This is a genomic window from Palleronia pontilimi (genome assembly GCF_016412875.1).
Taxonomy (GTDB): Bacteria; Pseudomonadota; Alphaproteobacteria; order Rhodobacterales; family Rhodobacteraceae; genus Palleronia; species Palleronia pontilimi.
The window spans coordinates 159,394-172,590 of sequence record NZ_JAEKPD010000001.1 but is presented as its reverse complement, the minus strand read 5'-3'; the positions used below and the strand labels follow the sequence as shown (position 1 = coordinate 172,590).

Annotated in this window: 13 protein-coding genes; 9 read left to right on the top strand and 4 right to left on the bottom strand. The window is 67.2% G+C overall.

Going from position 1 to position 13,197, the window contains the following annotated elements:
* The first annotated feature begins 42 nt into the window (after positions 1–42).
* On the top strand, positions 43–2,241 hold the full coding sequence (locus ILP92_RS00870; RefSeq protein WP_198914482.1) for a primosomal protein N': 2,199 nt from the start codon (positions 43–45) through the stop codon (positions 2,239–2,241).
* A 71-nt stretch (positions 2,242–2,312) separates the two neighbouring features.
* On the opposite strand, the gene ILP92_RS00865 is transcribed toward ILP92_RS00870, so the two are convergent.
* Positions 2,313–3,050, bottom strand: a complete 738-nt coding sequence (locus ILP92_RS00865; protein ID WP_198914481.1) for a SurA N-terminal domain-containing protein — start codon at positions 3,048–3,050, stop codon at positions 2,313–2,315.
* 110 nt (positions 3,051–3,160) lie between these two features.
* On the opposite strand from ILP92_RS00865, the gene ILP92_RS00860 reads away from it, so the two are divergent.
* The 5 genes from ILP92_RS00860 (at position 3,161) to ILP92_RS00840 (ending at position 8,276) form a co-directional block, all read left to right on the top strand.
* On the top strand, positions 3,161–4,390 hold the full coding sequence (locus tag ILP92_RS00860) for an MFS transporter (RefSeq protein ID WP_198914480.1): 1,230 nt from the start codon (positions 3,161–3,163) through the stop codon (positions 4,388–4,390).
* A gap of 56 nt (positions 4,391–4,446) precedes the next feature.
* Complete coding sequence (gene msrA, locus ILP92_RS00855; protein WP_198914479.1) at positions 4,447–5,100, top strand: peptide-methionine (S)-S-oxide reductase MsrA; 654 nt, start codon at positions 4,447–4,449, stop codon at positions 5,098–5,100.
* Between the two features lie 133 nt (positions 5,101–5,233).
* Positions 5,234–6,841 carry a sodium:solute symporter gene (locus tag ILP92_RS00850; RefSeq protein ID WP_198914478.1) on the top strand — a complete coding sequence of 536 codons (1,608 nt, stop codon included), beginning with the start codon at positions 5,234–5,236 and terminating at the stop codon, positions 6,839–6,841.
* Positions 6,842–6,901: 60 nt separating this feature from the next.
* Entirely contained in the window at positions 6,902–7,783 is an 882-nt protein-coding gene (locus ILP92_RS00845) for a 50S ribosomal protein L11 methyltransferase (protein WP_198914477.1), read from the top strand.
* A gap of 115 nt (positions 7,784–7,898) precedes the next feature.
* Positions 7,899–8,276, top strand: a complete 378-nt coding sequence (locus ILP92_RS00840) for a hypothetical protein (protein ID WP_198914476.1) — start codon at positions 7,899–7,901, stop codon at positions 8,274–8,276.
* Between the two features lie 66 nt (positions 8,277–8,342).
* Here the strand turns inward: ILP92_RS00840 and ILP92_RS00835 are convergent, their stop codons facing one another.
* Positions 8,343–8,546 carry a DUF1127 domain-containing protein gene (locus tag ILP92_RS00835; protein WP_198914475.1) on the bottom strand — a complete coding sequence of 68 codons (204 nt, stop codon included), beginning with the start codon at positions 8,544–8,546 and terminating at the stop codon, positions 8,343–8,345.
* A 317-nt stretch (positions 8,547–8,863) separates the two neighbouring features.
* Here ILP92_RS00835 and ruvC point away from each other — a divergent pair, with 317 nt between their 5' ends.
* From ruvC to ruvB, 3 genes are read left to right on the top strand one after another with little or no spacing between them, the layout of a single operon-like run.
* Entirely contained in the window at positions 8,864–9,364 is a 501-nt protein-coding gene (gene ruvC, locus ILP92_RS00830) for a crossover junction endodeoxyribonuclease RuvC (protein ID WP_198914474.1), read from the top strand.
* Entirely contained in the window at positions 9,361–10,011 is a 651-nt protein-coding gene (ruvA, locus tag ILP92_RS00825; protein WP_198914473.1) for a Holliday junction branch migration protein RuvA, read from the top strand. The genes ruvC and ruvA overlap by 4 nt, the downstream gene beginning before the upstream one ends.
* Complete coding sequence (gene ruvB, locus ILP92_RS00820; RefSeq protein WP_198914472.1) at positions 10,008–11,045, top strand: Holliday junction branch migration DNA helicase RuvB; 1,038 nt, start codon at positions 10,008–10,010, stop codon at positions 11,043–11,045. Before ruvA ends, ruvB begins: the two co-directional genes overlap by 4 nt.
* On the opposite strand, the gene ILP92_RS00815 is transcribed toward ruvB, so the two are convergent.
* Entirely contained in the window at positions 11,039–11,674 is a 636-nt protein-coding gene (locus ILP92_RS00815; protein ID WP_198914471.1) for a hypothetical protein, read from the bottom strand. The genes ruvB and ILP92_RS00815 overlap by 7 nt on opposite strands.
* Before the next feature lie 112 nt (positions 11,675–11,786).
* Positions 11,787–13,163 (bottom strand): 30S ribosomal protein S12 methylthiotransferase RimO, encoded by a 1,377-nt coding sequence (gene rimO, locus ILP92_RS00810; protein WP_198914470.1) that lies wholly within the window; start codon positions 13,161–13,163, stop codon positions 11,787–11,789.
* Positions 13,164–13,197: the final 34 nt, after the last annotated feature.

Below are 13,197 nucleotides of genomic sequence, written 5' to 3'. Positions count from 1 at the left end.
CGGCATTGCTCGGGACATGGGTATTTGACGACAGGGGAACACATGGCAACCGCGCCCGGCTGGTTCGAGGCAGGCGCGCTGGTCGCGGTCTTGACGACGCAGCCGCTGGACCGGACGCTGGACTACCGCGCGCCCGAGGGCGGCTGTTTCGCGGGCGCCTTCGTCGAGGTGCCGCTAGGCCCGCGCAAGGTGCTGGGCGTTGTCTGGGGTGCGGGCGAGGGCGGGTACGACCTGGCGAAGGTGCGCAGTGTGATCCGGGTGCTGGACGTGGCCCCCATGCGCGACGAGATGCGCGCCTTCCTGATGCGCGCCGCCGACTACACCCTGACGCCGCTGCCCGCGATGCTGCGGCTGGCCACGCGGGTGCCGGGCATGGGCGACGCGCCGTCCATGCGCAAGGTCTATGCGCGCGGTGTGGGCGATCCGGACCGGATGACCGATGCCCGCGCCCGGGTGATGGACGTGCTGGACGAACAGGACGGCGCGGTCTTCACCCAGAAGGAACTGGCCGACCTGGCGGGTGTGGGCGTGGGCGTGGTCAAGGGGCTGGTGGCGCAGGGCGTGGTCGAAGAGCGCGAGACGCCGCGCGACCTGCCGTTTTCGCGGCTGGATCCGGAGCTTCCCGGTGTCGATCTGACAGGCGACCAGGCCGCGGCCGCCGACGCGCTGGCCGACGCGGTGCGGGCGGGCGTTTACGGCACCACCATGCTGCGCGGCGTCACCGGCTCGGGCAAGACCGAAGTCTACCTGGAGGCCGTGGCCGCCTGCCTGCGCAAGGGACGGCAAGCGTTGGTGCTGCTGCCCGAGATCGCGCTGACGGCCGAATTCCTGACCCGCGTCCAGGAACGGTTCGGCGCGATGCCCGCCGAATGGCACAGCGGCGTGACCATGACCGAACGGCGCCGCGCCTGGCGCATGGTGGGGCAGGGGGGCGCGCAGCTGATCGTGGGCGCCCGCTCGGCCCTGTTCCTGCCTTACCGCGACCTCGGCCTGATCGTCGTCGATGAGGAACACGACACGTCCTACAAGCAGGAGGACGGCGTGCTCTATTCCGCCCGCGACATGGCGGTGCTGCGTGCGTCCATCGTGGGCGCGCAGGTGGTGCTGGCCTCGGCCACGCCGTCGCTGGAAACCTGGGCCAATGTGGACGCGGGCAAGTACCGTGCTCTGACGCTGACCTCGCGCTACGGTCCCGCCGTGATGCCCGACATGCGCGCCATCGACATGCGCTCCGAAGACCTGCCCGGATCGCGCTGGGTGTCGCCGACCCTGCAACGCGCGGTCGAGGCGCGGCTGGAGCGCGGCGAGCAATCGCTGCTGTTCCTGAATCGCCGCGGTTATGCACCGGTGACGATCTGCCGGGCCTGCGGCAACCAGATCGGCTGCGACCACTGCGATGCGCGCATGGTGGAGCACCGGTTCCTGAAGCGGCTGGTCTGCCATCAATGCGGCGAGACGAAGCCGGTGCCCGAAACCTGCCCCGCTTGCGAAGTCGACGGCAAGCTGGCCGCCGTGGGGCCCGGGGTCGAGCGCATGGGCGAAGAGGCCGCGCTGCTGTTCCCCGATGCCCGTGTCGAGGTGCTGTCGTCGGACATGTATTCCAGCGCCCGCGCGCTGAAGGCGCGGATCGCGGCCATCGCCGACGGCGACGCCGACATCATCATCGGCACGCAGCTGGTCGCCAAGGGCCACAACTTCCCGAAGCTGACGCTGGTGGGGGTGATCGACGCCGACCTGGGGCTGCAAGGGTCCGACCTGCGCGCGGCCGAGCGGACCTTCCAGCTGATGCGGCAGGTGGCGGGGCGCGCGGGGCGGGCCGAAAAGCCCGGCGTCGCGCTGTTGCAGACCTTCCAGCCCGAGCACCCGGTGATCCGCGCCATCCTGGCGGGCGACGAAGACCGGTTCTGGTCCGCCGAGGCGGCCGAGCGCCGCGCCGCGGGCGTGCCGCCCTATGGCCGGATGGCGGGCATCGTGCTGAGCGCGCCGGACGTGCAGGCGGTGTTCGACCTGGGCGGCGACATGGCGCGGCGCGACGGGCCGCTCAGGCGGATCGGCGCGCAGGTCTATGGCCCTGCCCCCGCGCCCATCGCCCGCATCCGCGGCCGTCACCGGGTGCGCCTGCTGGTCAAGGCCGACAAGACCGCGCCGCTGCAGGTCGCGCTGGCCGAATGGCTGCGCCAGTTCCGCTGGAAGGGCGACATCCGCATCAGCGTCGATATCGACCCGCAGAGTTTCTACTAGGGCCGTCACGCAGACCGAAAAAAGGCCGCACCCAGAAGGTGCGGCCCTTGATCCGGTTCATCTGCCTTGGATCAACCGTTGTCGGTGGTCGACACTTCGCGCGGCTGGCCGTCGGGGCCGTAATACACGATCTCGACGCTGTCGCCCAAGGTGTTGCGCAGGTCCCGCATGGCTTGCTGGCGCAATTGCTGCTCGATCTGCGGGCGCACGGCCTCGAGCGGCGGGACTTCGGTCGTGGCGTTGTCCGCGATCTCGTCATAGGCGGCCTGCACGGTTTCGTCGGTCACGACGTCGCCAAGCTCTTGATCCATGTAGGCCTGGATCGTTTCGGCGTCCTGCTGCGACTGCATGGCGTCGTCCTGAGCGTTCGACGCGGTGTCCGTGTCGCCGTCTTCCGACATCTCGTCGGTGGCGGACGCGCTGTCGCTTTCCATGCCGTCATCGGACATGTCGCCGGTGATGCCCTTGGCCTCGGCGTCCTGCAGGATCAGTTCGCGCAGGATCAGCTGTTCGACGGTGAAGGGGATGACCTGCTCGGCGGGACGCTGACGGATCTGCGGGGGCAGGGCCGAAACGGCGATTGCCACATCGCCCGCGGTGATTTCAGCATCGCCGACCGTGACGACGATGGCTTCCGCCTGGGGGTCGTTGGCGGCATCGGTCTCGGTCGCCATGGCGCCGGACTGGTCCTGTGTCATTTCGCCCGATCCGTCATTCGCGGTGACGTGGCTTTCGGCCAGGACCGGCGTGGCGATCAGGAACGGTGCGGCGAACAGGGTCGCCAGGGCTGTGGTGGTGAAGCGTTTCATTGTGCAACTCCTTGATTGGTTGTTGCGGGGTCAACGGGCTCCCCCCCGGCAGATGTTCCACTCGCGCGATCACGCTTTCTTTTGCGTTCCGGCGCGCGTAATCGGGAACCATGCGGATCGTCCCCCTTCACGAAGCACGCCATCTGCCGCTTTGGCGCAGGCCGACGACGCTGTTGCTGCTGATGGCCTTCGCCATGCCGCTGGCCTTTGCCACCTGGTCGGCGCTGCTGAACAACTTCGTCATCGACGCGGCCGGGTTCACCGGGGTCGAGATCGGCTGGCTGCACACCGTGCGCGAGATCCCGGGCTTCCTGGCCATCGGCGTCATCGCGCTGATCATCTTCATCCGCGAACAGGTGCTGGGTCTGGTGTCGCTGCTGCTGTTGGGCGCGGCCACGGCGATCACCGCCTATTTCCCCAGCTTCGGCGGCATCCTGACGCTGACCATGCTCAGCTCGATCGGGTTTCACTACTACGAGACGGTGAACCAGAGCCTGCAGCTGCAATGGCTGCCCAAGGACCGCGCGCCGCAGGTGCTGGGCTGGCTGGTGGCCATGGGCTCGGCGGCGTCGCTGCTGAGCTACGGGCTTTTGGTCGTCACGTGGCGGGCCTATGACCTGAGTTACGCGACCGTCTACATGGCGGGCGGCGGTGCGACGGTGGGCATCGCGCTCTATTGCCTGCTGGCGTTCCCGCAATTCGAAGCGCCCGATCCGCAGACCAAGAAGTTCATCCTGCGCCGCCGCTACTGGCTGTACTACGCGCTGCAATTCATGTCGGGCGCGCGGCGGCAGATCTTCGTCGTCTTCGCGGCCTTCATGATGGTCGAACGATTCGGCTTCGACGTGCACGAAGTCACGGCGCTGTTCCTGATCAATTTCGTGGCCAACATCTTCCTGGCCCCGCTGATGGGCCGCGCGGTAGCGCGCTTCGGCGAGCGCGCGGCGCTGGGGTTCGAATATGTCGGCCTGACGCTGGTGTTCCTGGCCTATGGCGGGCTTTATTATTTCGGCTGGGGCGTGGTGCTGGCGGCATCGCTTTACGTGGCGAACCACATCTTCTTCGCGCTGGCCTTCGCGTTGAAGACGTATTTCCAGAAGATCGCCGATCCGCGCGATATCGCCCCCACCGCCGCCGTCGCCTTCACCATCAACCATATCGCCGCCGTGTTCCTGCCCGCCGGGCTGGGCTATCTGTGGATCGTGTCGCCGGGATCGGTTTTCGCGGTGGCGTCGGGGATGGCGGCCACGTCACTGGCGCTGGCGCTGCTGATCCCGCGCCATCCCGCGCCGGGCAACGAGACGATCTTCGCGCGGCCCCTTGCCGCACCGGCCGAGTAGCGATCGCGCGCGCGACTGCCTATATCAACGGTCAAGCCAACCGAAGGAGACGCCCCATGTTCCAGATCCTGCGCCGCAAATCCGAAATGGTATCGCCCGAAGATGCCCTGCCGGGCCGCGATCACCCCATTGCCACCGCCGATACCCATTTCGTCTTCGACCGGCCCCTGACCGCCGACGTGCCCGAGGGCATGGAGGTCGCGATCTTCGGCATGGGCTGTTTCTGGGGTGTCGAACGGATGTTCTGGAAGCTGCCGGGCGTCTGGCTGACCATGGCGGGCTACGCGGGTGGCCACACGCCGAACCCGACCTACGAAGAAGTCTGCTCGGGTCGGACCGGCCATAACGAGGTGGTGCGCGTGGTCTACGACCCTGACGTGATTTCCTACGACGACCTGCTTAAGGTCTTCTGGGAAGGGCATGACCCGACCCAAGGGATGCGGCAGGGCAACGACACGGGCACCCAGTATCGCTCGGGCATCTATGCCACGACCGACGCGCAGAAGTCCGCCGCCCGCGCCGCGCGCGACGCCTTCGCGCCCAAGCTGGACAAGGCCGGGTATGGCGAGATCACGACCGAAATCGTGGACGCCCCTGAATTCTACTTCGCCGAAGGCTATCACCAGCAATACCTGGCCAAGAACCCGGGCGGATATTGCGGCATCGGCGGCACCGGCGTGACCTGTCCCATCGGGACCAACGTCGCCTGATCCGGGCCCGTATTGGCGCCGAAAGCAGGCCGCACGGACCCCCGTGCGGCCTTTTTCGTGACGCCGCGGGGAACCCCACGTTCCCGTGATGGTTGTTTCCGGACTGCTAAGATTTTAGGCATTCGGAGCCCCCATGGACGATATTCAGAACGCGATCACCGGACTCGATATCGGCGTGATCGCCGCCTATTTCGGAGTCGTCATCCTGATCGGCGTCTGGGTCTCGAAATCGACCAAGACCGGCGACGACCTGTTCCTGGCGGGCCGCTCGCTCGGCTGGGCGGCCATCGGGTTTTCGCTGTTCGCGTCCAACATTTCGTCCTCGACGCTGATCGGGCTGACCGGATCGGCCTATACCACCGGCATCGCGGTGTCGGCCTATGAATGGATGGCGGGCATCCCGCTGCTGGTGATGGCCTTCATCTTCGCGCCCATCTTCCTGAAGACCAGGATCACGACCACACCGGAATATCTGGACAAGCGCTACAGCCGCCGGACGCGGCTGTATTTCTCGGGGCTCACCATCTTCTTCACCGTCGTGGTGGATTGCGCGGGCGGGCTCTACGCGGGCGGGTTGGTGCTGAACACGTTCTTTCCCAACATCCCGCTCTGGGCCAGTTCGCTGGCGATCGGGCTCTTCGCCGGGATCTACACGGCCGCGGGCGGGCTGAAGGCCGTCGTCTATACCGATGTTTTGCAGGCCGTGGTGCTGATCGGCGGCTCGACCATCCTGGCCTGGACCATGTTCGCGCAGCTCGATTATTCTTTCGCCGCCATCCGCGAGGCAGTGCCGAACGAGGATCATTTGAACATGGTCCTGCCCCTGGGCAACGAAACGCTGCCTTGGCCGGGCCTGTTCTTCGGCGTCGCACTTCTGGGCTTCTGGTACTGGGTCACGAACCAGTACATCGTCCAGCGCATCCTGGGCGCGCGGTCTCTGCCCGACGCGCAATGGGGCGCGATCCTGGGCGGCATGATGAAGATCCTGCCGCTGTTCATCATGGTGTTCCCCGGCGCCATGGCCACCGCGCTGCTGCCGGGGATCGAGACCTCCGACCGCGTGTTCCCGGTCATGATCACGCAGCTTCTGCCTGCCGGTCTGACGGGGCTGGTGCTGGCGGGACTGGTGGCGGCGATCATGTCCAGCGTCGACAGCACGCTGAACTCGTCCTCGACCCTGCTGGTGCACGACTTCGTCGAGACGCCCGAGCGCCAGATCGACCAGTCCACCCAGCGCCGCTACGGAACCTACGCCACGCTGGGCTTCATGGTGCTGGCCATCGTCTGGGCGCCGCTGATCCAGTTCGCGGGCGGGCTGTGGAGCTATCTGCAGCAGATGTATTCGATCCTGGTGCCGCCTTTGGTCGTCCTGTTCATGATGGGCGCGCTGTCGCGGCTGGGCACCGAAAAGGCGGGCTTCTACACCATGGTGTTCGGCCATGCCGTGGGCGTCGTGCTGTTCCTGATCGGCAACGAGCCCGTGATGGACCTGTTCGGCATGGACCCGCTCTGGCCGCTGCATTTCTCGATCAACGTGGCGATCGTCACCGTGGCCAGCCTGGTGTTCTACGTGACCGTCAGCCTGGTGACCGAGGAAAAGGACATCGCCGACGGCGTGATGTGGTCGCGCAAGATGGCGTTCGAAGACGCCGCCTGGGGCCGCGCCTGGTACCTGGACGTGCGTCTGCAGTCGCTTGTTCTGATCGCGGCCATGGCAACGATCCTGTTCCTGTTCTGGTAGGCTTGTGGCGGGCGGCCATCCGTGGAAAACGGCGCTGTCCCGATCCCCACGAGGCCCGCCATGCCGACCTTCACCGCCCTGACGACCCTGCCCGACGCCGAGAACGCCCGCAACCTGGGCGAAGCGCTGGAACGGATGGATCCCGCGCCCACGGGCATCGGCGTGTTCGAGATGGAAGACGACAGCGGCCTGTGGGAAGTGGGCGCCTATTTCGAAGCCGCCCCCGACCGCGCCGCCTTGGCGGTGCTGGAAGCCGCGTTCGCCACCCGGCCCTTCGTGGTCAGCGAATTGCCCGAGGTCGACTGGGTCGCCAAGGTTCGCCGCGAACTGGCCCCGATCGAAGCGGGGCGGTTCTTCCTTTACGGCAGCCACGATGCCGACCGGGTGCCCGAGGACAAGATCGCCTTGCTGGTCGACGCGGCGATGGCCTTCGGCACCGGCCACCACGGCACCACGCTGGGCTGTCTGCGGGCGCTGGATCGGCTGGCCGCGGACGGTCTGACGATCACGAATGCCGTCGATATCGGCTGCGGCACCGCCGTGCTGGCGATGGCCGCCGCGCGCGTCTGGCCCGACCACCCGGTTCTGGCCAGCGATATCGACGCCGTGGCGGTCGAGGTGGCGCAGGCCAATGTCGTGCTGAACGGGCTTGAGGGCCGCGTGCGGTGCATCGAGGCGATGGGCTTCGAGCATCCCGACCTGACCGACGCCGCGCCCTTCGATCTGATCTTCGCCAACATCCTGAAAGGCCCGCTCGTGGCGCTGGCGCCCGACGTGGCCGTCCACGCCGCGGCGGGCGGCCACGTGATTCTGTCGGGGATTCTAAACCCGCAGGCCGACGAGGTGGTCGAGGTTTATGCGCGAAACGGGATCAATCTGGTCGAGCGGCAGGTGATTGGTGACTGGACCACACTGCTGTTGCGCTCGGGATCCGCGGAATGACCGCTCCCGGTCCTATTTTAGCCTAATTGGCCCGATTTGCCCCAATTCCGCCACATTTCGGCGCGAAATTCCGTCCTGTCGGTGGGGGCCGACAAAAGGATACCAGGACGCTGCCATGTCTGCCACGAGCCAAATCGAATTCGATCGCCGCTCCAGCCGGATAATCAAGAAATCCAAGCTGATGAAGGGCGGTGCCGTGCACTCGGTCCGCAAGGACGGGCTGATCGTGCGACGCCCGCGCCGTGCGACCGGATTGCCGTGGCGCGGTCTGCTCCGGGTCGGTCTGGCGCTTTGGGTGTTCAAGGTTGCCGCGGTTCTGAACCTGGGTCTGAGCGACTACCAGGATCGCAACGCGGCTTTGGCCGAAGGCGAGCTGGCCGAGCGTCTTGCCGCTTTCGTCATGCAGGCCGACCCGATCACGGTGGTCGCGGTCGACAAGGTGCAGGCCCTGAGCGCGGCGATGGCCCAGCTGGAGCGCGTCGCGCTTTTCTAGGACCGCAAAATTGGTGGGGGCAGCAAGCCGCGCGAACCGGGGGGCGCGCGGCTTGCCTGTTGCGTTTTACCGCCGCTTGGCGATCCGGCCCACATCCGACCGGGTCAGGCCGATATCCAGCAATTCGTGGTCGCTCAGGCGCGCAAGCGCCTTCTCGGTGGCCCGTGCGTTCACCGCGTCGATGGCGCGGATGACGAGGTTGACGGCAGAATGCGCCAACCGGGTGCTCAGAGGCTCGGCGTGCGAGCGGTGAAGATCGTAAAGTGCCATATGCGGCATCCTTTGAATGAACGGTGAGACGGCCAGGTGCTCCACCCGGCGATCCACCGCCCCTATCGGACGCGTCATCATCGGGCAACGCATTGTTTTGCATACCGGATATGCGATCGGCGTATGACTTTTCCGACCCGCGAAGTGTCGCTTTCGGCCCATCCGGATGCGACACCGCCGTCGGGCCCCTGGCCGATTTGTGCGGTGGCCCCCGCGCACCGCGGACCCCTTGTCTTCGGGGCGGCCGGGACAACGCCCTTGGCGGATGTTCGCCTTTCGTGCTAGCGATTCGGTTAACAAAGAAAAAGGGCAGTGCGATGCGGATATTGGGGGTCGATCCCGGCCTGCGCACGATGGGCTGGGGCGTGATCGATGTGGATGGCTCGCGCCTGCGCCACGTGGCCAACGGGCATTGCACGTCCGACGGGACGCAGGCCCTGGCGCTGCGGCTCATGTCGCTGCACCGGCAGTTGGGCGATCTGCTGCGCACCCACGCGCCCGACACGGCCGCCATCGAACAGACCTTCGTCAACCGCGACGGCGCGGGCACCTTGAAGCTGGGCCAGGCGCGGGGCGTGGCGCTTCTGGCGCTGGCGCAGTCGGGGATCGAGGTGGGCGAATACGCGCCGAACTCGGTCAAGAAGACGGTGGTTGGCGTGGGCCACGCCGACAAGCGCCAGGTCGAGCACATGGTGAAGATGCAGCTTCCGGGCGCCGTGCCCGCCGGTTCGGACGCGGCCGACGCGCTGGCGATCGCGCTCTGCCACGCGTTCCACCTGCAGGGCGCGCGGGCCCTGGCGCGGGCGCGGGCGTCGTGATCGGGCGGCTGGCCGGGCGGCTGATCCTGCGGGCGGGCGATCACGTCATGATCGACGTGGGCGGCGTGGGTTATGTCGTCTTCGTGAGCGAGCGCACGCTGGCTACACTGCCCGGCACCGGCGAAGCGGTGGCGCTTTATACCGATCTGCTGGTGCGCGAGGATCTGTTGCAGCTGTTCGGCTTCCTCACCCCGGTCGAAAAGGAGTGGCACCGCCTGCTGATGAGCGTGCAGGGGATCGGCGCCAAGGCGTCCATGGCGATCCTTGGCGCGCTGGGCGCGGACGGCGTCAGCCGGGCCATCGCGCTGGGCGACATGGCCGCGATCAAGGCCGCGCCGGGGGTCGGTCCCAAGATCGCGCAGCGGGTCGTGATCGAGCTGAAGGACAAGGCGCCCGCCTTGATGGCGATGGGCACAACAAGTGCCGTGCCGCCCGATCCGGACGCGGTCATCGCGCCGGACACCGTCGCGACACCCGCCGCGCCCGCGCCCATGGCGAACGCCCAGGCCGAGGCCCTGTCGGCCCTGTCGAACCTGGGCTACGCCCCCGCCGATGCGTCGCGCGCGGTGGCCGAGGCGGCGGGCGAGGGCGCGGCTGACACCGCGGCCCTGATCCGTGCCGCGCTGAAACGGCTGGCACCCGCATGACCGACGCGCCCGATCCCGCCCTCAGGCCCGAGCGTCTGCCGGATGACGACGGGCCCGCGCTGCGGCCGCAGACGCTGGACGCCTTCACCGGCCAGGCCGAGGCGCGCGCGAACCTGAAGGTCTTCATCGAAAGCGCGAAGATGCGCGAACGGGCGATGGACCACGCGCTGTTCCACGGGCCACCTGGCCTGGGCAAGACCACGCTGGCGCAGATCGTCGCGCGCGAACTGGGCGTGAATTTCCGCATGACCAGCGGCCCGGTTCTGGCCAAGGCGGGCGACCTGGCGGCGATCCTGACCAATCTCGACGCGCGCGACGTTCTGTTCATCGACGAGATCCATCGCCTGAATCCGGTGGTCGAAGAAATCCTGTACCCCGCGCTCGAGGATTTCGAGCTGGATCTGGTGATCGGCGAAGGCCCCGCCGCGCGGTCGGTGCGGATCGAGCTGCAGCCCTTCACGCTGGTGGGGGCGACCACGCGGCTGGGCCTTCTGACCACGCCCCTGCGGGACCGGTTCGGCATTCCCGTCCGGCTGCAATTCTACACCGTGGACGAGCTGCAGCATATCGTGGCGCGCGGCGCCCGGCTGATGGGGGTCGAGGCCGAGCCCGCGGGGACGCGCGAGATCGCGGCGCGGGCGCGGGGCACGCCGCGCATCGCGGGGCGGCTGCTCCGGCGCGTGGTGGATTTCGCGCTGGTGGATGGCGACGGGCGGATCACGCGTGCGCTGGCCGACGATGCGCTGACCCGGCTGGGGGTGGACAAGCTGGGGCTCGACGGGGCGGACCGGCGCTACCTGCGGCTGATCGCCGAGCATTACCAGGGCGGACCCGTGGGGATCGAGACGCTGTCGGCGGCCCTGTCGGAAAGCCGCGACGCGCTGGAAGAAGTGATCGAGCCATTCCTGCTTCAGCAGGGCCTGATCCAGCGCACACCGCGGGGCCGGATGCTGGCACAGGGCGCGTGGACGCATCTGGGCATGGCACGGCCCCAGCCGTCCGGACCCCCCGACCTCTTCGGCCGCGATCAGTAGTCTTCGTCGAAGAGGCCTGCGCCGCCCGGTGCCGTCAGGTGGATGAGCAGAAGCGCGGAAAAGACCAACCCGAAGAGCAGCAGCGAATAGGCCGAGATGCCGTCGCAGATGCCCAGCCGGTAGGGGCTGTTGACGTCCAGCGCGTGGGACATGGCGATGCTGCCGGTGGTGGTCAGACCCGTCAAAGCGCCGCCGACCAGAAGCAGGGGCGGATTGTTCAGAGTGGTTGCGGTCCGGCGGACCAGGAACGCCGAAAGGATCAGCAGGGCCGCGGTGGCGTAGGACATGCGATCACCCAGATCGGTCCAGAACGGAAGAAGCGCATCCAGCCCGTCCTGATGTGCCAGCAGCCGGACCAGCATGTTCAGCCCGACCAATCCGAAAACGAACCGCGCACACCAGATCGCCAGGCGGTTGCCGCCATCTTTGCCGTTGCCGATCCCGAACAGCGCCACGGTCAGGACCAGGAAACACAGCGCGGTCGTCGGGACGATCGCCTGGAAGTTGGGGGAATACCGCACCAGAAGATCGTTGCCGCCGAACCATCCGAACCAGACCGTCGCAAGGCTGATGGCGGCGGCACTCAGGCAGAGGGTGACGATGATCGTCCTGAACGGTGTGGGATTCATCGGGAGCGCATCATGACGTGTTCTGAAGCCTCCCTCGCTTTAACAGTATTCCTGATTAGCACAGGCACATCCCTCGCACAATCTTAGCACGACCGCGAAATTCGTAAGACTCTCAGCATAATTGTCCCCAAAGGTCGTACTCGCCAGCCTCGTCGATCTCGACCGTGACCAGGTCGCCGGGCTTCAGCGATTCGAAACCTGCATCGATGAACAGGTGGCCGTCGATTTCCGGCGCGTCGGCATGGGTGCGGCAGGTTGCGCCGTCGTCTTCGACGGTGTCCACGATCGCCTGGACCCGCGTCCCCACTTTCCCGGCCAGCTTGGCTTCGGAAATCTGCTGAGCCTTTTCCATGAAGCGGTCCCACCGTTCCTGCTTCAGCTCGGGGGCCACGTGATCGGGCAGCGCGTTCGATCGCGCGCCCGCGACGTTTTCGTACTGGAAGCAGCCCACGCGATCGAGCTGCGCTTCGTCCAGCCAGTCCAGCAGGGTCTGGAACTCGGCCTCGGTCTCGCCCGGGTAGCCGACGATGAAGGTCGAGCGCAGGGTGATGTCCGGGCAGTCGCGCCGCCACGCCGCGATCTCGTCCAGGGTGCGGGCGCTCGCGGCGGGCCGGGCCATGCGCTTCAGCGTGTCCGGGTGGGCGTGCTGGAACGGGATGTCGAGATAGGGCAGGACGCCCGACGCCGGATCGGCCATCAGCGGGATCAGCTCGCGCACATGGGGGTAGGGATAGACGTAGTGCAGCCGCACCCACGCGCCCAAGGTCCCGAGCTCGCGCGCCAGGTCAAGGATCGGCGCTTTCGCGTCACGGTCCTTCCAATCGGTGCCATAGGCGCTGGTGTCCTGGCTGATGACCAGCAATTCCTTCACGCCCGCCTCGACCAGCTTTTCCGCCTCGCGCAGCACCGCCCTGGCGGGGCGCGATTGCAGCCGCCCGCGCATGTCGGGGATGATGCAGAACTTGCACTTGTGATTGCACCCTTCGGAGATCTTCAAGTAACTGTAATGCCTTGGCGTCAGGCTCACCCCGCGTGCGGGCAGCAGATCCACGAAAGGGTCCGGATCCGGCGGCACCGCGTCGTGCACGGCGTCGAGCACCTGCTCGTATTGATGCGGCCCGGTCACCGCCAGCACCTTCGGATGCGCGCCGGTGATGTAGTCGGGCTCGGCCCCAAGACAGCCGGTGACGATGACGCGCCCGTTCTCGGCCAACGCCTCGCCGATCGCCTCGAGCGACTCGGCCTTGGCGCTGTCCAGGAAGCCGCAGGTGTTCACGATCACCGCATCGGCGCCCGCGTAATCGGGCGAGATGCCGTAGCCCTCGGCGCGCAGCCGGGTCAGGATGCGCTCGCTGTCGACCAGCGCCTTTGGGCAGCCAAGGCTCACCATCCCGATGGTGGGCTGTGCCGTCGGGCGCACCGTCGACAGGTCGCGTTCCAGCCGCGGGTTCGAGATGTCGGGGCGAAGGTTCGGGGGGTTCTGGGCCATGGCGCAGGCTATAGGCGCTTGGCAACGGGGTGGA